The organism is Synechococcus sp. RSCCF101 (assembly GCF_008807075.1).
Taxonomy (GTDB): Bacteria; Cyanobacteriota; Cyanobacteriia; order PCC-6307; family Cyanobiaceae; genus RSCCF101.
The window spans coordinates 1256682-1279512 of record NZ_CP035632.1; the positions used below are offsets into that span (position 1 = coordinate 1256682).

General features: G+C 63.9%; 18 protein-coding genes and 3 pseudogenes. 10 read left to right on the plus strand and 11 right to left on the minus strand.

The annotated features are described in order from the left end of the window. Positions 1-155: 155 nt before the first annotated feature. From EVJ50_RS06070 to EVJ50_RS06080, 3 genes are all read right to left on the minus strand, one after another. On the minus strand, positions 156-389 hold the full coding sequence (locus EVJ50_RS06070; protein ID WP_150882961.1) for a DUF6447 family protein: 234 nt from the start codon (positions 387-389) through the stop codon (positions 156-158). A gap of 24 nt (positions 390-413) precedes the next feature. Further along, positions 414-824 (minus strand): hypothetical protein, encoded by a 411-nt coding sequence (locus EVJ50_RS06075; protein WP_225323112.1) that lies wholly within the window; start codon positions 822-824, stop codon positions 414-416. Positions 825-926: 102 nt separating this feature from the next. After that, positions 927-2666 carry an ABC transporter ATP-binding protein gene (locus tag EVJ50_RS06080; RefSeq protein WP_150882963.1) on the minus strand — a complete coding sequence of 580 codons (1740 nt, stop codon included), beginning with the start codon at positions 2664-2666 and terminating at the stop codon, positions 927-929. A 42-nt stretch (positions 2667-2708) separates the two neighbouring features. On the opposite strand from EVJ50_RS06080, the gene EVJ50_RS06085 reads away from it, so the two are divergent. From EVJ50_RS06085 to folP, 3 genes and pseudogenes are all read left to right on the plus strand, one after another. Then, positions 2709-2921, plus strand: a complete 213-nt coding sequence (locus EVJ50_RS06085; protein WP_150882965.1) for an RNA-binding S4 domain-containing protein — start codon at positions 2709-2711, stop codon at positions 2919-2921. A gap of 28 nt (positions 2922-2949) precedes the next feature. Then, a pseudogene (gene tpiA / locus EVJ50_RS06090) lies at positions 2950-3680 on the plus strand (triose-phosphate isomerase). Positions 3681-3690: 10 nt separating this feature from the next. Continuing rightward, on the plus strand, positions 3691-4530 hold the full coding sequence (gene folP / locus EVJ50_RS06095) for a dihydropteroate synthase (protein WP_225323113.1): 840 nt from the start codon (positions 3691-3693) through the stop codon (positions 4528-4530). Here the strand turns inward: folP and EVJ50_RS06100 are convergent. Then, a complete protein-coding gene (locus tag EVJ50_RS06100; protein WP_150882967.1) occupies positions 4515-5195 on the minus strand; it encodes a hypothetical protein in 681 nt (226 codons plus the stop codon). The genes folP and EVJ50_RS06100 overlap by 16 nt on opposite strands. Before the next feature lie 123 nt (positions 5196-5318). Here EVJ50_RS06100 and EVJ50_RS06105 point away from each other — a divergent pair. The 3 genes and pseudogenes from EVJ50_RS06105 to EVJ50_RS06120 all read left to right on the plus strand — a co-directional run. Continuing rightward, positions 5319-5537 (plus strand): annotated as a pseudogene (locus tag EVJ50_RS06105) (IS5/IS1182 family transposase); the annotation flags it as partial. A 51-nt stretch (positions 5538-5588) separates the two neighbouring features. After that, a protein-coding gene (locus tag EVJ50_RS06115) for an IS3 family transposase (protein WP_370455477.1) occupies positions 5589-7180 on the plus strand; the annotation gives its coding sequence in 2 pieces (ribosomal slippage) (positions 5589-6059 and positions 6062-7180; 1590 coding nt in all). A 33-nt stretch (positions 7181-7213) separates the two neighbouring features. After that, positions 7214-8161: pseudogene (locus tag EVJ50_RS06120) on the plus strand (IS5 family transposase); the annotation flags it as partial. 192 nt (positions 8162-8353) lie between these two features. Here EVJ50_RS06120 and EVJ50_RS06125 read toward each other — a convergent pair. The 7 genes from EVJ50_RS06125 to carB all read right to left on the minus strand — a co-directional run bounded on the left by EVJ50_RS06125 (position 8354) and on the right by carB (position 20115). Further along, positions 8354-8833, minus strand: coding sequence for a hypothetical protein (locus EVJ50_RS06125; protein ID WP_150882971.1), 480 nt, complete (start codon positions 8831-8833; stop codon positions 8354-8356). Positions 8834-9019: 186 nt separating this feature from the next. Then, on the minus strand, positions 9020-10513 hold the full coding sequence (locus tag EVJ50_RS06130) for an HlyD family type I secretion periplasmic adaptor subunit (RefSeq protein WP_225323114.1): 1494 nt from the start codon (positions 10511-10513) through the stop codon (positions 9020-9022). 22 nt (positions 10514-10535) lie between these two features. Then, the gene (locus EVJ50_RS06135; RefSeq protein WP_225323115.1) at positions 10536-12614 is read right to left on the minus strand and encodes an ATP-binding cassette domain-containing protein; all 2079 of its coding nucleotides are present in this window, start codon (positions 12612-12614) and stop codon (positions 10536-10538) included. A gap of 86 nt (positions 12615-12700) precedes the next feature. Beyond that, a complete protein-coding gene (locus EVJ50_RS06140) occupies positions 12701-14434 on the minus strand; it encodes an ABC transporter transmembrane domain-containing protein (protein WP_150882973.1) in 1734 nt (577 codons plus the stop codon). Between the two features lie 153 nt (positions 14435-14587). Further along, positions 14588-15916, minus strand: coding sequence for a sodium:alanine symporter family protein (locus EVJ50_RS06145; RefSeq protein ID WP_191964914.1), 1329 nt, complete (start codon positions 15914-15916; stop codon positions 14588-14590). 122 nt (positions 15917-16038) lie between these two features. After that, positions 16039-16734: a DUF3386 domain-containing protein gene (locus EVJ50_RS06150; protein WP_150882975.1), complete on the minus strand. Its 696-nt coding sequence runs from the start codon at positions 16732-16734 to the stop codon at positions 16039-16041. A gap of 63 nt (positions 16735-16797) precedes the next feature. Next, entirely contained in the window at positions 16798-20115 is a 3318-nt protein-coding gene (gene carB, locus EVJ50_RS06155; protein WP_150882977.1) for a carbamoyl-phosphate synthase large subunit, read from the minus strand. Positions 20116-20231: 116 nt separating this feature from the next. Here carB and EVJ50_RS06160 point away from each other — a divergent pair, with 116 nt between their 5' ends. The 4 genes from EVJ50_RS06160 to EVJ50_RS06175 are packed head-to-tail and all read left to right on the plus strand — an operon-like array spanning position 20232 to position 22800. After that, positions 20232-20867 carry a DUF3318 domain-containing protein gene (locus EVJ50_RS06160; RefSeq protein WP_150882979.1) on the plus strand — a complete coding sequence of 212 codons (636 nt, stop codon included), beginning with the start codon at positions 20232-20234 and terminating at the stop codon, positions 20865-20867. Continuing rightward, positions 20860-21225, plus strand: a complete 366-nt coding sequence (rsfS, locus tag EVJ50_RS06165) for a ribosome silencing factor (protein WP_150882981.1) — start codon at positions 20860-20862, stop codon at positions 21223-21225. Before EVJ50_RS06160 ends, rsfS begins: the two co-directional genes overlap by 8 nt. A gap of 26 nt (positions 21226-21251) precedes the next feature. Continuing rightward, positions 21252-21758, plus strand: a complete 507-nt coding sequence (locus EVJ50_RS06170) for a CGLD27 family protein (RefSeq protein WP_150882982.1) — start codon at positions 21252-21254, stop codon at positions 21756-21758. A 55-nt stretch (positions 21759-21813) separates the two neighbouring features. Further along, complete coding sequence (locus tag EVJ50_RS06175; protein WP_150882984.1) at positions 21814-22800, plus strand: asparaginase; 987 nt, start codon at positions 21814-21816, stop codon at positions 22798-22800. Positions 22801-22831: the final 31 nt, after the last annotated feature.

Consider the following 22831-nt stretch of genomic DNA (forward strand, 5'->3'; position numbering starts at 1 on the left):
GAGAGCTCCCTGAAAGCTGCACCAATTTGACGGGTGTGTCACCAGGGGACCAGCCAGCCTGGCTGCGTTGATCCAGTGGGTCGCGCTGGCCCAGTCCCGGCGTCGGACTCAGTCGACGCACCCGGGTGGCCAGCGGCTCGATCGGGGATTGAGGCTCAGCCGTCCTCGGGCAGAGGAGCAATGTCCTGGAGCTTGGCGTTCAGCTGGGCCGCCAATGATTGACGTCCAACGGCAAGAACCTTGATCGTGTCTTCGTGCATGCGGAGCTGAGCATCGGCCACCTGCATGCCGCGGACGAGTTGCTTCACTTCATCCGGCAGAGAATTGAGGTCGTACCGTTTACCCTCGAAGGTGAGCACGGGCGGGGTCGAGGAATCGGAGCTGGTCATGGAGGTACCGGAAGCCGTGTCAGATTAACTGGGGTCTGGCGGGCTGTCCGCAGGTGCAGGTGCTGAAGCCGGTGCTGGCGTGGGAGTGGTTGCAGCAGCGCCGCGATCGCTGCTTCCGGCCGCTCTCGCTTCGGAGGCATCCAGCTGCTCCCGCTTGAAGAAGAACATCAGCAGAGCGCCCACCTGGGCTGCTTCGACCATCTCCCAACCCTTGGCGCCCAGAGAATTAAGGAACACCTGAAGCTGCTCAGCAGGATGCGGGGCGGCCTTCTTCTTCGCGTACAGATCGGGAAACTCCCGCTGCAGAAACTCCGGACTCAATGCGCCATGCATGTGGCGGCTGGCATCACCCGGTGTGGGTTTGCCGGCATTGGTGTTGATGTTGATATGGATGACTCGGTATTCCCAACGTTTGCGTTCAGGAGCACCCTCCACGGCGTCCGACGACGCGTCAGTCGACGGCCGACCAGCAGGTGTTGAGGAGTCAGGATCTGCCATGAGAGATGAAGCGCGGGGGTGGCGGAGGCAACGACGCCATCAGGAGGCCGCGCGGATCAGCTGGCGGTTGCAGAGGTCGCGATACCGGCCACCACGGGACATCAGGTCATCATGGCTGCCCTGCTCGATCACGCGACCCTGCTCAAGCACAACGATGCGATCGGCGCCTTGCACCGTGGAGAGACGGTGGGCGATCACCAGCACCGTGCGACCGCGCATGGCCTGATGCAGACCATCCTGCACGGCCTCTTCCGCTTCCGCATCCAGAGCACTGGTGGCCTCATCCAGCAACAGCAGGGCTGGGTCACCCAGCACGGCACGAGCGATGGCGATGCGCTGCAACTGACCACCGGACAGGTTGGTGCCGCGTTCCTCAAGAACCGTGCTGTAGCCATTGGGCAGCGCCCGGATGAAGCCATCCGCATTGGCCAGTCGGGCCGCTGTATGCACCTGCTCCGGGCTGGCCTCACGCCCGAAACGGATCGCTTCGTCCACGGTGCCTGAAAGGACGGTGGGGCGCTGGGGCACCAACGCCACCTGCCTGCGCAGGTCCCGCGCTCGCAGCGAGCTCAGGTCCTGGTGATCGAGCCGCACGACCCCTTCCTGAGGCGTGTTGAAGCGAAGCAGCAGGGAAAACAGGGTGCTCTTTCCTGCCCCGGAGGGACCCACCAGGGCCACCACTTCTCCTGGTTGAATCGAGAGCGTGATGCGGCGGAGCACCGGAGCCTGATCGTCATAGGCGAAGCAGACGCCCTCGAGATCCACCGCTCCCTGCAGGCGCGGCAGCGGCCTGGCATCGGCCCGGTCGGGTGGATCCACCGGTTCGGCCTCGATCGCCCGCAGGCGCCGGAGCGACGCCTGACCCTGCTGAAACTCGTTGAAGTTGCTGGTGAGGTGGCTGATGGGGTCGATCAGCATCAACAGGGCGGCCACATAACTGCTGAAGCCGGTTCCATCCAGAGCGCCGCTCTGGATGCGGGCCGCGCCGATGGCCAGAACGGCCAGGATCCCGGCCGCCTCGATGAACCCCACAACGGGATGCTGCAACGCCAGCAGTCGCATCGTGGTGAATCGCGCCTGGCGGTGACGATCGATCTCATCCTCGAAACGCGCCTGCAGCCAGGGTTCGGCCGCATACGCCCGCACAAGCGGCAGGCTCTGGATTGCCTCCCCCAGCAATGCCGCCAGGCGGCTCACCCGCTGCTGACTGCGCTCAGCAGCCTCCATGACGCGGGCTCCGAACTGACCCACCAGAACCGCCACCATCGGTGCCAGCACGAGAGTCGCCAGGGACAGACGCCAGTCCAGCCAGAGCATGTAACCGAAGACGGCGACCAGCTGCAGCACGCTGGGCGTGGTGTCCTGAACGGTCTTGTAGATCACCTCGCTCACCCGATCGGCGTCCTCCGTGAGGCGGTACGTGAGATCTCCGGAGGAGAGGCGCTCCAGTGCCCCGAGGCGAACGGTCTGAAGCCGCCGGAAGAGGTCGCGTCGCAAGCTCTGACCCACCATTAGGGAGGGCTCCGCGAGCAGGGTGTCCTGGCCGAACTGGGCCAGCTTCTGCAGAAGGAACACGCTGAGGGCGCCTGCGATCACCCGCAGAACCACAGGCAGCTCTCCTGAGCCGATGGCGGGGATCAGCCGGCCGGCGAGCCAGGCGAGCAGGGGCCAGCAGGCCACGTACACCAGCATGCAGATTCCGCCGGCGATGAGCTGACCGCGGTACGGCGACAGCAGGGGGAGCAGCCTCCGGAAGCCTGCGGATGAGACATGGGCCATGGCGGCAGATTAGGGGTCAGCATCCATGGAGTTCGGAGCGACGTGAAGCTTGATCAGTTCCTCAAGTGGCGGGGGCTCGCACTGACCGGCGGACAGGCGAAACGCTCAGTCCAGGCTGGGGAGGTGCGCGTGAACGGCAGCGTGGAAACGCGGCGGGGCCGCGAACTCAACCCGGGCGATGCTGTTGAGTGCCATGGGGAGCGGGTGATCGTGCCGGTCGACAACGGGGGCGGCGCCGGTCCGGTCACCCCGTAAGTTGGCGGCTGGGAGTGGATGGAGCGTCGTGGCGCAGACCGTGATCGCGGGAAACTGGAAGATGCACATGACCTGTGCTGAAGCCAGGTCCTACGTGCAAGCGTTTCTGCCCCTGCTTGGTGACCTCCCTGCGGATCGCCACGTGGTGCTGGCCCCCCCTTCACCGCCATGGAGGCGGTGGCCCAGGCCCTGAGCGGCAGCCCTGTGGATCTCTCCAGTCAGAACGTGCACTGGGAGCATGACGGTGCCTACACAGCCGAGATCGCGGCTCCGATGCTGCTGGAACACGGCGTCCGCTACGCCATCGTGGGCCACAGTGAGCCTCGCAAGTACTTCAGTGAAGGCGACGAGCAGATCAACCGCCGCGCCCGGGCAGCGCAGCAGGCAGGGCTGATTCCGATCGTCTGCGTTGGTGAAAGCGACAGCCAGCGGGAGGCCGGCGACACCGAGCGTGTGATCCGGAGGCAGGTGGATCAGGGCCTCGATGGGCTGGACCTCAAGAAACTGGTGGTGGCCTACGAACCGATCTGGGCCATCGGCACCGGCAAGACGTGCGCGTCCGAGGAGGCCAATCGGGTCTGTGGCCTGATCCGGCGCTGGAGCTGTGAGGACAATCTCCTCATCCAATACGGAGGGTCGGTGAAGCCCTCCAACATCGACGAGATCATGCAGCAGCCGGAAATCAACGGTGTGCTGGTGGGAGGGGCATCTTTGCAACCCGAGAGCTTTGCCCGCATCGCCCGGTACGGGGAGGGCTGACACCACGCCGATGCGCACGCTGCGCTGGGGAGCCTGCACCCATGTGATGGGTGTGATGAATCTCACTCCCGACTCCTTCAGTGATGGCGGAGCGCTGGCGAGCATCGCCGATGCCTGCCGCACCGCAGGCCGCCAGTTGCAGCAGGGGGCGGCGGTTCTGGACCTCGGTGGCCAGAGCACCCGACCGGGAGCCGTGGAGGTCACAGCCGCGGAGGAGGCCACCAGGCTGTTGCCGGCGCTTCGGGCCGTGCGGACGCGCTTTCCCGAGGCCATTCTCTCGGTCGACACCTTCCATGCGGCGGTGGCCGAGGCAGCGCTTGACGTCGGGGCCGATTGGATCAACGACGTCACGGGGGGAAAGCGTGACCCCGCCATTCTGGATTGCGTGCGGACGAATGGATGCCCCTATGTCCTGATGCACCACAGAGCACCCAGCAGCGTGATGAATCAGCATGCCCACTACACCGACGTGGTTCGGGAGGTTCACGAGGAATTGCTTTTTGCCACCGAACGAGTGATCAAAGCGGGGGTGAAACAGAATCAGATCATCTGGGATCCCGGTATCGGCTTCGCCAAAACGACAGACCAGTCGCTTGCCCTGATGCGCCATCTCTCCACACTGAAACGGGAGGGATTTCCACTCTTGGTTGGACCGTCGCGCAAGCGGTTCATCGGAGACGTGCTCAATCAACCCCGGCCAAAAGCGCGAATCTGGGGCACGGCGGCCGCCGTATGCCTCGCCGTGGCTGAGGGCGCTGACATTGTGCGCGTCCATGACGTTGGAGCCATGGTGGCTACGGTGAAAATGGCAGAGGCCTTGTGGCCCCGAGCCCCTCAGACAGCCGCGTAAGTGAGGTCGCCTTCCTCGGAGAGACGGGCTGTGGAAAAGAAGTCGGCGGTCTTCTCGCTGATGGCTCCGATCCTGACAAGGCACTCTCCCAGACGACCAGACGTCTGCCTCTGCTCCTTGAGGGCCTGCTGCAGTTGCTCAGGAGTAATCATTCCCACCTCGACCAGCTTCTCTCCCAGGCGGAGAGAGGAAAAGGATTTGGAGTCAAAGTGGTCTGGGTTCAGAAGCAGATCAAGCAGCGCAGGAGGAACTTCCATGTTGAGTCGCAAGAACTCCCCGAAGCGTTGCGTGGCCGAAAAAGGTCTGTACTGCTCAAGGAGATCGTCCAGTTGAGCACTATCGATGGCACCAACGTTGACCAACTTGCTTCCCAGAGCCTGGCGTGAGAACGGAAGCTCGGTTTCGGTGGAGTTGGCATGGCTTTGGAGATCTCCCTCAATCAGATCAGGCCCCTTGAACTTCTCCTGAACGAAGGGATCGTCGCTGAGAAAGCGGAAGAGATCAGCTGGATTGAGGTTGAGGGAACCAAACTCCTGCTCCAACAACTCTTCGATGAAACAAGCCTCGGTCACCGGGCCAACGACCTGAAAGGGCAGCTGTCGTGATGTGCCGTTCGCGATCAGCTCGATCTGAGCATGGTCGGAGCGAAGACGCAGACGGAACATGACGCGGCAACTCAGCCAGCTCAGGGTAGCCCCATGCAGGCCTGATGGCTTCGTGTGACGGAGTTAGGAGGCTGCTGAAAAACCCTGTCAGCTGCGGGAGAATGAGCCAACGGCACCAGGCGAATGCGCGGACAGCAGGAGCGGACCGGTCCCCTGTTCTCCTATGTCTCCACCGAGGATCGGATTCCCAAGGCCCATCCCCTGAGGCAGGTGCGGCGTCTTGCGGATCACGCCCTTGACCGACTGAATCCCACCTTCTGCAGGCTCTATCCCGAGGGTGGTCGTCCCTCCATCCCACCGGAACAGCTGCTGCTGGCCCTGTTGTTGCCCCCGCTTTCAGGAAAGTTGTCACCCCTCTCAATCGCACACCCGGGGGCTTGATGGAGCAGTTCAATGCGTCGTTACAGCGAGGCCGTCAAGGCTGATGTCAAGAGACGAATGAGCCCGCCCGAGCGACAGAGCGTGGCTCGGATTTCCGAGGAGCTGGGCATCCACGTGGTGACCCTCTACAACTGGAGAAAGGCCTGGCGTCTGCAGGGAGAGGTGGTGCCCGCATCCGAGAGGGAGCCAGAAGGCTGGAGCGCTGCCGACAAGTTCACGGTGGTGCTGGAGACCGCTGGCCTCAACGACACCGAGCTCGGTGCCTACTGCCGTGAGCGGGGGCTGTTCCCTGAGCAGGTGAGCCGCTGGCGTCAGGCCGCCACCGATGCCAACGCCGCGCCAGTGCTGACGAGGGCCGAGCAGAAGGATCTGGAGAGGCTCCGCGCCCGGGACCAGCGAGAGATCAAGGCCCTCAAGAAGGAGCTGCAGCGCAAGGAGAAGGCCCTGGCGGAGGCAGCAGCACTGCTGGTGCTGCGAAAAAAGTGGGAGGCCTTCTGCTCGGAGGACGCGGAAGGCTGACGAGTGCCGCGCATCGGCAAAAGGCGATCGCGTTGATCGGTGAGGCCAAGGCCAGCGGAGCCACCCTCAGCGCTGCCTGCGGGGAGATCGGCATTTCCCTGCGCACCCTCAAGCGCTGGCGGAAGGCCTTTCTGGGTGATGGGGACGGAGAAGACCGCCGTAGAGGCAGCCCTCGCCATGTCGCCCACCGCCTGAGCGAGGAAGAACGCCAGCGGATCCTGCTCACCTGCAACCAACCGGAGTACGCCTCGCTGCCGCCGGGACAGATCGTGCCCGCACTGGCCGATCAGGACCTGTTCATCGGCTCCGAGTCCAGCTTGTACCGGGTGCTGCACGCGCATGGTCAGGCCCATCGCCGGGGCCGTGCACGACCACCACAGGAGCCACGGCCTGTGCCACGGCTGCGAGCGGATCGCCCCAATGCTGTGTGGTCGTGGGACATCACCTATCTGCCCACCACGGTGCGGGGTGTGTGGCTGTACCTCTATCTGGTGATCGACGTCTGGAGCCGCAAGGTGGTGGCCTGGGATGTCGCCGAACGAGAAGACGCGCAGATCGCCGCTGACCTGGTGGGTCGGGCCTGTCTGCGGGAGCGGATCAGCAGAGGCTGCCGCCAACCGCTGGTTCTCCACGCCGACAACGGCAACGCCATGCGGGCCGCCACCCTCGAGGCCCGGTTGGAAGAGCTGGGGGTGCTGCGTTCGTTCTCCCGGCCCCGGGTGTCGAACGACAATCCCTACTCGGAATCCCTGTTCCGAACCGTCAAATACCGTCCTGACTACCCGAAAAGGCCATTCACCAGCAAGGCAGAGGCCTGCGAGTGGGTGGCGTCGTTCGTGGATTGGTACAACCACCAGCACCGCCACAGCGGCATCAAGTTCGTGACGCCGGACCAGCGCCACAGCGGGGATGCGGCCGAACTCTGCCGGCGTCGTGCCGATGTCTACGAGAAGGCCCGGCAGAAGCACCCGCGTCGATGGAGCCGATCCACCCGCTGCTGGCGTCAGCCAGCGGTGGTGTGGATCAACAAGCCACCAGAAGAGCCGCAGAGGGCACTGGCCATACCATTGGGTCAGGCCGCCTGAAGAGCAGCCCAGGAGTGACAACTTTCCTGAAAGTCACCGTTGCAGGCGATCTATGGCATCCGCTCGGAGCGGATGCTGATCGAGCAGCTGGACTACAACCTGCTGTTCCGCTGGTTCGTCGGCCTCAACCCCGACGATCCCGTCTGGCATCCGACCACCTTCACCAAGAACCGGGATCGGTTGCTCAATGAGGACCTCATGGCCCGGTTCCTTGAGCTGCTGCTGGCCTCGCCCGAGGTCAAGCCGCTGCTGAGTTCCGAGCACTTCTCGGTCGATGGCACCCTGCTGCGGGCCTGGGCATCCCACAGCTCTCTCGAGCGTCTGGACGGAGTGGATGACGGTGACGGTCCACCACCGCCCAGTGGTGGCCATGGATTTGGTGGGGCTCCCGCGAAAGGCCGCAAACGGACCAGAGGTGATTTCAGGGGGCTGCTGCTCTCCAACCGGACCCATCGATCCGGCAGTGACGCCGATGCGCGGCTGTTCCGCAAATCCAGCGGCACTGGAGCGTTTCTCAGCTATCTGGGTCATTGCCTGATGGAGAACCGCCATGGCCTGGTGGTCGCCAGTGAAGTGACCCGGGCGGATGGCCATGGGGAACGAACCGCTGCGCTGCGGATGGCACAGGCTCTGCCGGGTACTCACCAGAAGACTCTCGCCGCGGACAAGGGTTATGACACCAGGGATTTCGTGGCAGGTGTTCGCTTTGCCGGCGTCACGCCGCATGTCGCCCAGAACAGCGGCCCGCGTCGCCGCTCCGCAATCGACGGGCGAACCGTCCGCCATGCCGGCTACGGCCAATCGATCAAGGCCAGGAAGCGGATCGAGCAGGTGTTTGGCTGGATCAAACAGGCTGCGGGGCTGCGGCAGCTCAAGGCCAGAGGGCGATCCAGGGTCGGGGCAGTATTCCGGCTGCATGTGGCGGCCTACAACCTGATCCGACTGGCCAACCTGCTCAGCTCACGGGAGGCCATGGCATGAAACGCAGGCAACCGGGTGGTCCGATGCAAATAAGAGCCTTCTCCGACATAGTGCCGGCTGGCGGCTGCATCAAAGCCGTCACTCCGGCGACTCGGGAATCGCTGCCAGAAGCACCGAGGTGGGAAACAGCAGGACCAGCTCCTGTCTCGGCTGCAATTTCAGCAGCCTCTTAGGCCATCTGAAGGAGGGGGATCAAACCTCAGGGAAGCCAGGGGCGTCGTCAAGGGGCTCAAAGGCCAATGGATCAGACTGGGTGGTCAGAGGATCATCGGCACCGGAGAGCTGCTCGAGGCCCAAAAGCACACTCAGGCCGTCATCAGCACCGCCGCTGGGATCATCGGCCTCGGCGGCTTCAAGAATGCCGCGATGCTCAAGACTGTGTCGGATGGAGCCGAGAACGTCGTTCTGGAGCTGGGCATGCTCCTCAGGGGAGAGTCCGTGTGTATCAATGAAATCGCTGATGGCCTGGTCAAGTTCGTAGGCAATCTCGAGGCGCAGAGGGGCGTCGGAAGGCTCCAGCTGCTCGACGGAGCTCATGAACGACTGCGCCAGCCCATCAATGGACGTTGGACCGATATCCACACTCGGAGCCTCCAACTTGGACAGGCTGTCGACCAGCTGACCGATGTCGGAGAAGAGGGTCGGCCCGTTCTCAGGAGGGGTTGGTTCCATGGGATGCGTGGGACGTGCGTCAGACGTGACGGAGTCACCACTGATCCAAACCTACTTGCCCTGCCCGGCATGGACGCCTGAAGAGGCAGGGCGCCATGACGCTGCTGGGAGCCAGGGGGACGGCGCCATGGCAAAAGCCAGGCCATGACTGGAGTTGTGCTAGCTGAGAGCTCACTGAGGGAATGCTCAGCGCTGCTCACGAAAGGCCGAATCGAGCGTGCGGGTGAAGGGCTGGAACAGGTAGCGGAGCACGGAGCGTTTCGGTCCCTGGAAGTCGGCAACAACAGGCATGCCGACCTGAATCGGCAACGCGCCTTTCTCACCGCAGCTGGTTTTGCTGTTGTCTCTGGACACAGCTTGGCAGTTCAGAGCGATCTGGGTTGTGTAGAAATAGGCTCTTGTGTCAGGGTCTTGCACTGTGGATGGAGAAATGCTCTCAACGGTTCCCCAGACCGTGCCGTAGATGTTGGAGTCATACGGTTCCACCTTCACTTCAACGGGCTGACCCTCGTAAATGAAGCCGATATCGGTCGCGCGAACACGGGCCTGGACCACTTTGGTGGTGTCATTCGGGACCACCTGAAGGACAGTGGCGCCCGGTGCGACCACGGAGTCAGGATTGGGAAAGCGGAGGTCATTGATCACACCCGTAACCGGGGCCTTGATCCGTGTTCGCTCCAGCTGGATCTCGACACGATTGATATCGTCGGCAAGAACCTCCTGCTCGTTGATGAGGGCTGCTTTCTCTGAGGTCTGCTCAAACTGAAGGCCCGATTTCAGGCCCTGCAGCTCGGCTCTAGCCTCCTGAAGCAATTTGACGGCTTCAGCACGGGTCCCTTGAAGCTCAGCCATCTTCGTGAGGGACGAGGCAACATTCTGCTCAGCATCGAGGAGATTGAGCTCAGAGGCAGCTCCCTGGTCAACAAGATCCTTGTACATACCCTTTTCCTGGCGGTAAAGCTGTTGCTCGTAGCGGAACTGTCGAATTTGATCATCGATCCCACGAATTTCAGCCTCTTTCTGCGCAATCTGTGCTTCTAGCGAGGAAATCCGGTCGCGCCGGTTTTGCTGTCGGACAGCCAGAAGTTCCAACTGAGCTTGGGCCACAGGGTCATCGTCACCCGCTTCAAAGGCAGTTTCGCCATCAATCGCGGCCTGAAGCTGCCGCTGCTGAAGGGTGAGGTTGGCGAGCTTCTGCTGCATGGCCCGATATTCGGTCTCGAGGAGGTTGGGCCTAAGGAGGAGGAGCTCCTGGCCTTCAACGACTGTTTCACCATCCTGAACCAGCACCTCATCAACGATGCCACCCTCAAGGTGCTGAACAACGGACACTTCCCCCTCGGGGATCACCTCACCTGAGGCGTAGGCCACTTGCGTGATCGGGGTCAACGCGGCCCAGGGAAGGAAGATCAGGAGGGCGGCACCGGCTGCATAGACGCTGTAACGCAAGAAGCGATTATCGGTTTGCTCCTCAAGCTCCAGCGCCTGACTGAGGCGCTGTCGACCAACCAGTGCGATGGTGTCCCTGTTGTCAATCCCGGGAAGCTTGGAGAGAACACCCTCCGAGATGGGAAGAGCCAGGGAGTCTGACTTCGGAGAGGAGCTGGAGGGGAAGAGTCGGTCATCGCAGGCGTGGGTCGTGAGACAGATCAGGTCTGAGGAGGTGGAGGGATGGTGCAAGGAAAATGCCGGATGCAATCAACTAGCGGCTTGGCGCGGTAGGTCGATTCTGCATCTTCTGTTTGAGCTCATCAGGGGTACCCATGAAGGCTGTGACACCCTTGTCGAGGATGCAGATCTGATCACACATCTGAAGCAGGGCCATGTTGTCAGTGGCAAGGATGATGGATCGATCCTGGCCACTTCCAATACAACGGCGAAGATCAGGCAGGTAAGCAATCACAGACTGAAACTGTGCCGGTGTGAGGCCTCGTGTGATGTCATCGATCAGGAGGATCGGGGCATCTTTGATCACGGCTTGGGCAAAGGAGATTAGCTTGCGGACACCATTGGGAAGAAAATAGACAGTGCCACTCTCAAGCGGCGTATGGATTCCTTCAGGAAGGCGGTCGATGATCTGCATGATGCCGAGGCGAGTGCAGACCTCCCGAACCATGCTTTCGGTGGCATCAGGGTTGACCATCGTGAGGTGGCTCCAGATCGTGCCAGGGAAGAGCTGCGGATCCTTGAGCAACAGAGAGATGTTTCTCTGAATGTCCTCAAGGCTGAACTGGCGATAATCAATGCCATCAAAAAACAAGCTGCCACTGGCGAGGCTGTTGACCTGGTCGATGACTCGTAGGGTCGTGGTCTTGCCGGAGCCACTGGCTCCAGTGAGGGCAAGCATGGAGCCTGGATTGACGGACAGGCTCACTCGAGTGATGGCCAATTGATTCTCGGCGCCCAGTCGGCAGGCCGCTGAATCAAGGATGATGCTGCCGCGGAACCGGCCCAGAGCTGTTCCCGAATCAACGCGGGGCGGTGTGCGAAGCTTGAAATACTGACTGAGCTGTTGGTACTGATTCCGCATCGAGCTGTAGCGGAGCAGTGCATTCATCAGTTGTTGGAACGGGCTGAAGACACGCCAAACAAAGAACATGGCAGCAATCAGATTGCCCAGAGCCACAGGGCCTGATGGCTGCTGGAAGGCGACCCACGCACCGAAGGACAACGTCAGAACTCCAGCCAACTGAGCGGACATGCTGGCAATGATCTGAAGCTGCCCAACCTGTCGGTTGATGTCACGCCCACTGCTGGTGCTCTGGGCCGAGAGTCCTCGCAGACGTTGCAACCACACCCATTCGAGATTGGCCAGTTTCACCTCGATGAAGCGATTGGCCAGCTCTTCCTGTGTTTGCAGAATGGTTGATCCTGTGGTGATCTGGAGCTGGGCCGCACCGGTGTACAGGCGAGCAAGCGTCAGCACAACCACAGCACTGACCAGCATCATCACGAGTGGTACCAGCACCAGCCAGCCACCAATGAAAGCGATGGCCAGGAGGTAGATGATGACAAATGGGAAGTCCAGGCATGCCAGTGCCAACGGCCCCTGCACATAAGCCAGAAGACTGTCAAGGTTTCGGAGACGATTGTTCAGGCCCGAGCGGCCGAGAATTTCGACCTGCTTGTAATCGAGGCCGAACAGCTTCTCAAGAATGCTGACACCGATGATCGCTTCAAGCCGACCGGTGATTTTCGAGAGTTCACCGGCGCGCCACATCCTCAGCGACCAGTCGAGCGCAAAGAGAACCATCACGCCCAGGAAGAGCCACAGGGCGGACGAGACGCTGGAACCGGGTATGGAGATGCTGTAGATGGCCCGCAGGTAAAACGGGAGAGTTAAGGCCAGGAGTGCGAGAACAAAGCTGGTGAAATACAGCAGACGAATTCGCTTTGTGAAGCGATAGAAGAGCTGCTGCAGCAGTGAGATCCGCTCCGTGGTGGCTCGCTCCTGCAGCAGAGCCAGTTCCCCACCGGCTTGAACAGCTTCAAGATCGGCACGACCGTAGGCATTGGCTGCATAAAGCTGGCCGTTGCGGGCCTGAGACACCACGTAGGGTGTGTTATCAGGACTCACATAAAGGCCCGGTAGGAGCTGTGGGCTGATCTGGGACCATGACTCAACCCTCTCCAAACGGCTGCTGTATCCGAGTCGAAGTAATAAATTGCGTGCATCAACCAGATCCATCTCCCTGGGGTCTCGCCGAATCAGCTCGTAGAGCTCTTCCGGTCGCCCCGTCCACATCAACTGCTGCAGGAGAAGACGCACACAGAACGCCATGGGCGCCTGAGGACTGAGCGTGAGATCCCTGAGGAGCATCTGGCTGGGCGGCCTCTCAGCGGGCGCAGGGCGGTCAGCAGTACTGGTCATGCGAAAGGTGAAAGAGCCTGGTCAAGAAGGGGCAGGTCGGCGCTGTGGTCAGACAACTTGCTCAGAACATTGCCGGAGCCAGCGAGGAGAACAGTCGTTCGCCCTCGACAACGTTTGAGGATCTTTTCCAGCCCGACAATGAATTCCTTACCGAATGAGCTGTTGTAAAGGTTCAGGAGAAGAACATCAGGGCCCGTGGTCAGAGCACGGATGATCTGAAACAGACCTTCCACGTCCGAAGACAGACCACTCGGGACGCTCGAGCCCATTGTCGTTGCGTAGCCTTGAGGAAGTGACCTCACTTTGCTATCGAGGCCTGTGAGAAACGACCAGAAGAGTGCGTGGCGTCGGTAAACAGCTGGCTGAAAGCTGGTGATGTTCTGGAGAAGAGACCCCTCGAAAAAGTCAAGCGAGGGATCGGCGTAGGCAATGCTCTGACGAAGTGAGTAGCGATTGAACTCATGGATCGGACGCCCTCCGATCTGAAGGTCATCGACAGTCTCGATCTGGAGAAGCCCCATGAAGAGGTGCCGAACGTCCGTCCCATAATTGCTGTCGCGCAGAAGAAGACATCCTCCCGTTGGAACAGTTGCGATCTGGCGCGATCCCATCGACACAGCGAACACATCCCCAATCTCAAACTTGATGGAGCCGCCCTCATCTTCCGTGGGAGTATTCATGAGGTGCTCGTACTCTGAGCGAGAATGGGTGAAGCGGCGGTAACTATTCCAAAGGGACATGGCTTGCTGCCATGGCGACAGCACCTTCCCCGCCAGGAGAAGGCATGCCGCCAAGGCCCCAACAAGCAGCCTGTCATTGATGACGAGAATGCCTCCCCAGGTCACGGTGGCAGCCAAGGTGATCTGGCTCATCAAAGACGAAAACGACTGATACTTGGCTGCAATCGTGTTGCTGCGGATGCGAACCCGAGACAGGTCTTCCTGACGCTCCTCATTGCCAACCAGAAACTTTCGCCCAAGTCCGTTGGATTTGATCTGGCTGATTGCTCGGACGATTTGTCCGTGATAACCAAGCCGATCCTGCTCGAGAAGATCTCGTTGCTTGGCTGCGCTCTCAAGCTGTCGAGCAAACGAGAGAGCCCTCAGCAGATAAACAGCGATTGCGATCAAACCGATGAAACCGATGGTGCCACCAATAAGAAAAAGCACCAGGACGAAAAACAGGGAAAAGACAAGATCAATCGATGTCGTCAAGGCCTGAATGGAGCTTTCATCGCGAAGAATGCTGATCGTGCTGAGCCGATCAGCGTGGGTTGATGGAGACGCTCTGAGATACTCACTCAAACGCAGTTGAGTGAAGTGGCTCAGCGCGTTCATGCGGCGCGTATGCTCGATATGGGCGCTGTCGTTACCGGTTAACGACAGGCGAAAGATCTTCATCACCCCCGACAGCAGCAGCAGCAGCAGCACCAACAACGTCAGAACAGCCAGACTGGGGAGAGATCCGGTTGGCAGAACCTGCGTGTAGACGAGATTGATATACAGCGGACTTGCTAGTTCGAGCAGGTTGATGACGATCGAGGCTGTGATGATCGGACCAATTTGGTATCGACTCCAGTCAGAATCAATGACCGACTGAAAGAAGGGGTGCTGAAAGAATTCAGCAAGAAGGTCAATATTCTCTTCATTGACGCGTCGAAACTGCCCCAGCGGATCCCGCCACCAGCTTCTAAGGCCTTGGCTGTCGTCGGCCCTGGCTGCTTCGGTCACTGAGCTGAGCTATAAACCGTCCTACGCTAGCCATCCTGGGTGGATTGACATCGCCCATCAAGGAATGGAAGACATAACACCAAAGTGGTTCCATATGTCGCAGCGGGAGACAATCGCAGGTCGTTTCCCATACACGATTGAAGCCACTGGGTTCTAATCCGACATAAACCGATACGATCGGGTCAGGTTGAACACAGTTCCTGAGAGCAGCAGCAGGGCGATCAGGTTGGGCAGCGCCATCAGGCCGTTGAGGGTGTCGGCCACGGCCCAGACCGCGCCGCGATCGCCCGCCACCGAGCCGATCACCACCACCGCCACCCAGACCAGGCGGAAGGGCAGGATCGCCCGCACGCCGAACAGGTACTCGGTGCAGCGCTCCCCGTAGAAGCTCCAGCCCAGCACGGTGGTGAAGGCGAACACCACAAGGCCGGCCGTCACCACCCAACCCGTGCCGGCCAGGCCGGTGTTGAAGGCATCGATGGACAGGTTGGCGCCCGATTCACCCGAGCCGTACACGCCGGTGGTGATGATCACCAGGGCCGTCATCGTGCAGATGACCAGAGTGTCGATGAAGGTGCCGAGCATGGCCACGGTGCCCTGGCGGACCGGATCGCGGGTGCTGGCGGCGGCATGGGCGATGGGGGCGCTGCCGAGACCGGCCTCGTTCGAGAAGATGCCGCGCTTGAAGCCCATCAGGATCACCTGGGCCAGGGTGCCGCCCGCGGCGGCCTTGCCGGTGAAGGCGTTGGAGAAGATGGTGGCGAAGGCGCCGGGTACCTCGGGCAGATTGCTGATGATGATCACCAGGCAGGCGACCACATAAAGAATCGACATAGCCGGCACCACGGCCGAGGCGGCCTGGGCGATGCGGTGGATACCGCCGATGATCACGCTGAACACCAGCGCCCCCAGCACCACGCCGGTCACCAGCCTGGGGATTCCGGCATCGGCCAGGGCACTGGAGACCTCAAAGCACTGAACCCCGTTGCCGATGCCGAAGCCGGCCAGCATGCCGAACAGGGCGAAGAGCGCGCCGAGCCAGGCCCAGCGGGGCCCGAGGCCATTGCGGATGTAGTACATCGGCCCGCCCACGTGGTTGCCGAGGGAATCGACCTCCCGGAAGCGAACCGCCAGCACCGCCTCCGCGTATTTGGTGGCGATGCCGAAGACGGCGATCAGCCACATCCAGAACACCGCCCCGGGGCCCCCCACCGCGATGGCACTGGCCACTCCGGCGATGTTGCCGGTGCCGATCGTGGCCGAGAGGGAGGTCATCAGGGCCTGGAAGGGGGTGATCTCCCCGTCCCTGGAACTGCCGGCATGGCCGAGCATCATCCGCACGCCGTAGGGAAGGCGAAGCAGGGGCATGAAGCCCAGGCCCACCATCAGCACGAGCCCCGTGCCGGCGATCAGGATCACGGTGGGCCAGCCCCAGGCGAAGCTGTTGATCGGCCCGTTGATGGCGCTGATCAGGTCCTCCACGCCCGTTGGGGCCTGAGCCAGAAGGGGGAGGAGAGCCGGAGGTCCGCCGGCAGGGGCCGTGATCACCGCGGTTCAGTCATAATTTGGCGGATGGTGTCACACCTGAACCGGGCCGGCAACGCTCAGAGGGCCTGCAGGTCGCTGAAGCGGAAGGTCTGACTGGCGGCCGGCTGATCGTTGTGGGCGTCCGTGTCGATCCGACGTTCGGCTAGCACCCACACATCGGAACCGGGCAGCTGCACGAACGTGTCAGTGAAGGCACTCTGGCCACCGCGGGGTGCGCCGCTGGCCGGGTCGGCGTAACGGCTGGTGTAGGTGCGGCTGAGGTAGCCGGAGCCGGTGTCGGTGATCGAGCCGGTGTGGATGGTCACCACGGTGCCGTGAATGTGGCGGTGCACCATCGTCACCACGTTGTCGCGGATGCGGTAGCGGTCGCCCTCACCCTTGCCGGAGATCAGCACCTCCAGGCCCTCATCGGTGCGATCGCCCGCAGTGAAGCCGTTCTCGCCGTGCACCTGATCGAAGGGGCGGCGCACGCGGTGGATGCACACCTCCCAGAGCTGGGAACCGATCGCCTTGCTCACCTCGGCATCATCAACACCCTCCACCACACCCTTGAGGTCGGCGCCCACACGGAAACGACCCTCCACGCTGCGCTCACCCTGCTGCCACTGGCACGTGCCGGCATACCCCTGGAAGCCGGGTGCCCAGGTGTAGCGGTTCTCATAGGCGGCACGGAACAGCTCCCGCACGTCGCTTCCCGGAACGACGGCGGTCGGCTCGGTCCGTTCCCCTGCAGGGCTGGCAGTGGTGGTCATGGGCACGCAGCGTCGGGTCCATGACCCTACCCAGCGCAGGCGCGGGGACGCTGACGCATGGCCTCAGGCGAGATGGGGAGCGGCCTGGTCGTGCAGATCCTGCAGGGCGGCGATCGAGAGCGGCTGGGTCTGCAGTGCCTCGATGCCGGCCACCGCAGAGCGGGCGCCCGCCAGGGTGGTGACGGTGGGCACGGCGTAGTCGAGCGCGGCCCGCCGCAGATAGCGGTCGTCGTGGGCGGCCTGGCGGCCGATCGGGGTGTTGATCACCAGCTGGATGCGGCCGGAGCGGATCGCGTCCTCGATGTTGGGGCGCCCCTCATGCACCTTGAGCACCGGCTCCACGGGCAGGCCCGCATCGGCCAGCGACTGGGCCGTGCCACTGGTGGCGACCAGGGAGAAGCCGAGATCCACCAGGCGGGCGGCCACGGGCACCAGCGCCGGCTTGTCCCGGTCGTGGGTGGAGAGAAACACGCGACCCTCCACCGGCAGGGCCTCACCGGCCCCCTGGGCGGCCTTGGCATAGGCCATGCCGAAGGCGGCCGCGGAGCCCATCACCTCGCCGGTGGAGCGCATCTCCGGGCCGAGCACCGAGTCGCAGCCCGGGAAGCGCTTGAAGGGCAGCACGGCCTCCTTCACCGCCTGCAGCGGTGGCCGGGGTTCGGCCGTCAGGCCCAGCTCCCTGAGGGTGCGGCCGGCCATGACCAGGCTGGCCAGACGGGCCAGGGGCACCCCCGTGGCCTTGGAGACGAAGGGCACGGTGCGCGAGGCACGGGGATTGGCCTCGATGATGTACACCACGTCGTTCTGCACGGCGAACTGCAGATTCATCAGGCCGCGCACCTGCAGGCTCACCGCCAGGGCCGCCGACCACTCGCGGATGGTGGCCAGAGCCGAGTCGCTGAGCGACACCGAGGGCAGGCAGCAGGCGGAGTCGCCCGAGTGAATGCCGGCGGGCTCGATGTGCTCCATCAGCCCGCCGATGATCACCTGCTCGGTGCTGTCGCAGAGGGCATCCACGTCCACCTCGATCGCGTTCTCGAGGTAGTGATCGATGAGCACGGGATGATCCGGCTCCACCTGAACCGCCTCCCGCATGTAGCGGTTGAGTTCGGCTTCGTCGTACACCACCTCCATCGCCCGGCCGCCGAGCACGTAGCTGGGCCGCACCACCACCGGATAGCCGGCCGAGGCCGCCACCCGGCGGGCATCCTCCTCGCTCCGGGCCAGGCCGTTGCGTGGCTGGCGGATGTCGAGCTGGCGCAGGATCGCCTCGAACTGCTCCCGGTCCTCGGCCCGGTCGATCGACTCCGGCGAGGTGCCCCAGATGCGGGTGCCGGTGGCCAGGCCCTCGGGCCCCGCCAGCCAGCGCAGCAGCGGAATCGCCAGCTTGAGCGGCGTCTGCCCTCCGAACTGCACGATCACGCCCTCGGGGCGCTCGGCCTCGATCACATTGATCACGTCCTCCAGCGTCAGAGGCTCGAAGTAGAGGCGATCGCTGGTGTCGTAGTCGGTGGAGACCGTCTCCGGATTGCTGTTCACCATCACCGTGGCGAAGCCGGCATCGCGCAGCGAGAAGGAGGCGTGGCAGCAGCAGTAGTCGAATTCGATGCCCTGACCGATGCGATTGGGCCCGCCGCCGAGGATCATCACCTTGCGGCGCGTCTCGGGGGCCACCTCGTCGGCACCGGCGGTCTCCAGCGTGAGGCCGCCCTCCGCATCGAGCCGCTCCACCGGGCGCTCGTAGGAGGAGTAGTGATAGGGCGTGCTGGAGGCGAATTCGGCCGCGCAGGTGTCGACTGTCTTGTAGACGGGCCGGATGCCCAGATCGAGCCGGTGCCGGCGCACCTCGAGTTCACTGCTGCCGGTGGCCCAGGCGATCTGGCGATCGCTGTAGCCGAGCCGTTTGAGAGCCAGGAGAGCCGATCCATCCAGCTCCTCGAGCGCTCTGCCCTGCAGCAGGCGGCGCTCGCTCTCGATCATCCGGCGCCACTTGGCGATGAACCAGGGATCGATGGCGCTCAGCTCATGGATCTCCTCGTCGCTGCGGCCGAGGCAGAGCGCGGCCCGCACCGCGAACAGACGATCGGGCGAGGGGGTGCGCAGCCGGCGTTCCAGCTCGGGAGCCGGCCAGTCGGGCTCCGGGCGGTCGCAGCCCCAGCCGGCATGCCCCGTCTCCAGCGAGCGCACCGCTTTCTGGAAGGACTCCTCGAAGTTGCGGCCGATGGCCATGGCCTCGCCCACCGACTTCATCGAGGTGGTGAGCAGCGGCGGGCTGCCGCGGAACTTCTCGAAGGCGAAGCGGGGGATCTTCGTGACCACGTAATCGATGGTCGGCTCGAAGCAGGCCGGCGTCTTGCCGGTGATGTCGTTGATGATCTCGTCGAGCGTGTAGCCCACGGCCAGGCGGGCGGCGATCTTGGCGATCGGGAACCCGGTGGCCTTGCTCGCCAGGGCGGAGCTGCGGCTCACGCGGGGATTCATCTCGATCACCACCACCTCGCCGTCGGCGGGATTGATGGCGAACTGCACGTTGCTGCCGCCGGTGTCGACGCCGATCTCGCGCATGATCGCGATGGCCTGATCGCGCAGGCGCTGGTACTCGCGGTCGGTGAGGGTCTGGGCCGGGGCGACCGTGATCGAATCGCCGGTGTGAACCCCCATCGGGTCCACGTTCTCGATGCTGCAGATGATCACCACGTTGTCCGCGGTGTCGCGCATCACCTCCAGCTCGAATTCCTTCCAGCCCAGCAGCGACTGCTCGATCAGGATCTGGGAGACGGGGCTGGCCTCGAGGCCGCTCTTGCAGATCGCGAAGAATTCCTCCGGGTTGTAGGCGATGCCGCCGCCGGAGCCACCGAGCGTGAAGGCCGGGCGGATGATGCGAGGGAAGCTGCCGATGGCCGCCCCCACCGCCTCCGCCTCCTCCAGGGTCGAGGCGATGCCGGAGGGGCACACCTTCACCCCGATGCGCTCCATCGCCTGCTTGAACAGCAGCCGGTCCTCCGCCTTGCGGATCGCCTCGAGATTGGCGCCGATCAGCTCGACGCCGTGCCGCTCGAGGGTGCCGTCCTCAGCGAGGGCCACCGCCAGGTTGAGCGCCGTCTGACCGCCCATGGTGGGCAGGAGGGCGTCGGGCTTCTCCGCCTCGATCACCCGCCGCACCACCTCGGGCGTGAGCGGCTCGATGTAGGTGCGATCCGCCAGGGCCGGGTCCGTCATGATCGACGCCGGGTTGGAGTTCACCAGCACCACCTCGAACCCCTCGGCCCGGAGGGCCTTGCAGGCCTGGGTGCCGGAGTAGTCGAACTCGCAGGCCTGCCCGATCACGATCGGTCCGGACCCGAGCAGCAGGATGCGGCGCAGATCGGTGCGGCGTGGCATGACCGGACGGCGGCGGTGAGTCCTGCTTACCCTCTCACGCGCTTCGGAGTCGTTCTCTCCGAACGGCCTGCAGCCGATCGCTAGCGTAGGCCTGTTCCCGCGCACCGAATCCGTCGATGAGCGAGCTCCAGCGCCTCAAGGGGCTGCTACCCCCGGAGATGCAGAGCTGGGTGTTCGTGGAAGCCGCCGCCGCTGCCGACCCGCCCCTGATCAGCATTGAGGAGATCGGTCGCGATGAGGTGGAGATCCAGGTGGATCTCGACCCGTGGGACCAGCTGGCGATCGACCATCGCAACCTTCTCTTCTGGCACGAGGTGGGCCGCATCCAGAACGACACCGTTCCCCGGGACGGCTGGGAGATGGCCGCCCTGGCCATCGGCCTCGGCGGTGCCATCGGTGAGCTCTGGGTTCAGGACGGCCTCCTGCTGGTGCTCGCCCTCGGCCTCTCGGGCTTCTCCGGCTATCGCCTCTATCTGAAGAACAACTCCGAGAAGCGCCTCGCCGATGCGATCGCCGCCGACGAGCGCGCCATCGACCTGGCCGGCCGCTTCGGCTACAGCCTCCCGAACGCCTACCGCAGCCTCGGCGGAGCCCTCAAGGACCTGGTCGAGCGCACCCGCAAGAAGAAGAAGCGCTCTTTCTACGAGAACCGGCTCGAGGCTCTGCGCAAGAGCGCCAGCCGCGCCCGGGCCGAAATGGCCCAGCAGCAGGGCAGCCGCCAGTCGGTCACCAGCGAGAACGTCTATGGATAGTGAACAGCTGGCCCTGCTGGCCGCCGAGGCCTGCGACGACCGCAAGGCGGTGGACATTCAGTTGATCCAGGTGGAGGACGTCTCGTCCCTGGCCGACTGGTTCGTGATCGCCGGCGGCCTCTCCGATGTGCAGGTGCGGGCCATCGCCGCCTCGGTCGAGGACCGCCTCGAAACCATCGGGCGCCAGCCGCTGCGGAAGGAGGGGATCCGGGAGGGGACCTGGGTGCTGCTCGACTACGGCGAGCTGATCGTGCACATCCTCACGCCGGCCGAACGGCGCTACTACGACCTGGAATCCTTCTGGGCGCACGGCACCCGACGCCCCTTCCTAGGCTCCGTCGAGTCCGCAGCCGGCTGAAGGCCGCCTCATCCATTCCGCACTCCATGGCTGAGGTCAGCCAGCAGGACGACACCTGCCCCGTTCCGCACGAGCAACGCCCGCTCGAGGAATACCGCCAGCTGGAGCGGTCCTGGTTCTTCCGCTGGCCCAGCGACGGAGCCGGCCGGCTGCGCACGGCTCTGGTCACCAGCTGGGTGCTGCTGCTGCCCCTGACCCTGCTGATCGCCAGCGGCAGCGTGCCCCTGCGCCACAACCTGCCCCGGCTGGTGATCGCCGGGGCCGTGGCGGCCCTGGCGCTGCCCCTGCTGCTGCTGGTGCGCCAGTGGCTGGGCTGGACCTACGTGCAGCGCCGCCTGATCAGCGAGCGGGTGGCCTACGAGGAATCGGGCTGGTACGACGGGCAGGTCTGGGAGAAGCCCCTGGCCTGGCGGCAGCAGGATCTGCTGGTGGCCCGCCACCAGGTGCGGCCCGTGCTGATGCGGCTTCAGAGCGGTATGGGCATCCTCGCCGCTCTGCTCCTGTCGGGAGCCACCCTCTGCCAGGCCCTCTGACCGCCGACGCCCGGCCCGGAGGCTCTGCCAGGCTCACCGGACCCCACCCGCACCCATGAGCCTGCCCTCCGGACTGCGCAGCAGCGGTTCCATCACCGCCATCCCACCGCTGGAGGTTCACCTCAGGCGCAGCGGCATCCTGGAGTCGCGCCATCGGGTGCATGCCGTGGTCTGCGACCGGCGCGGCCGCATCCTGATGCGGGCGGGAGATCCCCACTACGAGAGCTTCATCCGCTCGGCCCTGAAACCGTTTCAGGCGATGCCCTTCCTGAGCAGTGGCGCCGCCGACCGCTTCGATGCCGGCGATCGTGGCCTGGCCATCGCCTGCGCCTCCCACGCCGGCGAGCCCAGGCAGGCCCGGGAGGCCTTCCGCCTGCTCTGGAATGCCGATCTGCCCAGCAGCATGCTGCAGTGCCCGGTGCCGGCCGGTGCGCGCAGCGCCCTGGAGCACAACTGCTCCGGCAAGCATGCGGGCTTCCTGCTGACCTGCCGCCAGATGGGCTGGCCCGAGGCGAGCTACCTGCAGGACGATCACCCTCTGCAGGTCGAGGTGGTGCGCCGGGTGGGTGAGCTGCTCGGCCTGCCCCCCGCCGAACTGCTCACCGCCCGCGACGACTGCGGCGCACCGACGCTGCGGCTGCAGCTGGCCCAGATGGCCCTGCTGTTCGCCCACCTCGGAGCCTCCGAGCAGAGTGAGCTCGAGCGCCTCTGCAGGGCGATGCTGGCCCACCCCGACCTGGTGGCCGGAGACGGACGCTTCGACACCGAGCTCATGCGCCGCAGCCACCAGCAGGTGCTGAGCAAGGGCGGCGCCGAGGGGGTGCAGTGCCTCAGCCGCCTCGGCGAGGGCCTGGGCATCGCGATCAAGGTGGAGGACGGCGCCAGGCGGGCCAAGCAGGCCGTTGCCCTCCATCTGCTGCACCAGCTGGAATGGCTCACTCCCATGGGGCTGCAGGAGCTGGACGAGGCGTTCATGCGCCTGGAGAACGGCCTGGAGCTGGATGTGCAGGGCCAGCTGCGCTTCGCCGACCAGGGAGCCTGAGGGGCAGTCGATGCCCCCTCAGCCGGCCTGC

Bases quoted from the DNA above. Each gene is read 5' to 3' on its own strand.
- EVJ50_RS06175 (WP_150882984.1), top strand. From the start codon at position 21,814: ATGAGCCTGCCCTCCGGACTGCGCAGCAGCGGTTCCATCACCGCCATC.
- folP (WP_225323113.1), top strand. From the start codon at position 3,691: ATGCGCACGCTGCGCTGGGGAGCCTGCACCCATGTGATGGGTGTGATG.
- rsfS (WP_150882981.1), top strand. From the start codon at position 20,860: ATGGATAGTGAACAGCTGGCCCTGCTGGCCGCCGAGGCCTGCGACGAC.
- EVJ50_RS06070 (WP_150882961.1), bottom strand. From the start codon at position 389: ATGACCAGCTCCGATTCCTCGACCCCGCCCGTGCTCACCTTCGAGGGT.
- carB (WP_150882977.1), bottom strand. From the start codon at position 20,115: ATGCCACGCCGCACCGATCTGCGCCGCATCCTGCTGCTCGGGTCCGGA.
- EVJ50_RS06150 (WP_150882975.1), bottom strand. From the start codon at position 16,734: ATGACCACCACTGCCAGCCCTGCAGGGGAACGGACCGAGCCGACCGCC.
- EVJ50_RS06080 (WP_150882963.1), bottom strand. From the start codon at position 2,666: ATGGCCCATGTCTCATCCGCAGGCTTCCGGAGGCTGCTCCCCCTGCTG.
- EVJ50_RS06160 (WP_150882979.1), top strand. From the start codon at position 20,232: ATGAGCGAGCTCCAGCGCCTCAAGGGGCTGCTACCCCCGGAGATGCAG.
- EVJ50_RS06135 (WP_225323115.1), bottom strand. From the start codon at position 12,614: ATGGCGTTCTGTGTGCGTCTTCTCCTGCAGCAGTTGATGTGGACGGGG.
- EVJ50_RS06100 (WP_150882967.1), bottom strand. From the start codon at position 5,195: ATGTTCCGTCTGCGTCTTCGCTCCGACCATGCTCAGATCGAGCTGATC.
- EVJ50_RS06170 (WP_150882982.1), top strand. From the start codon at position 21,252: ATGGCTGAGGTCAGCCAGCAGGACGACACCTGCCCCGTTCCGCACGAG.
- EVJ50_RS06125 (WP_150882971.1), bottom strand. From the start codon at position 8,833: ATGGAACCAACCCCTCCTGAGAACGGGCCGACCCTCTTCTCCGACATC.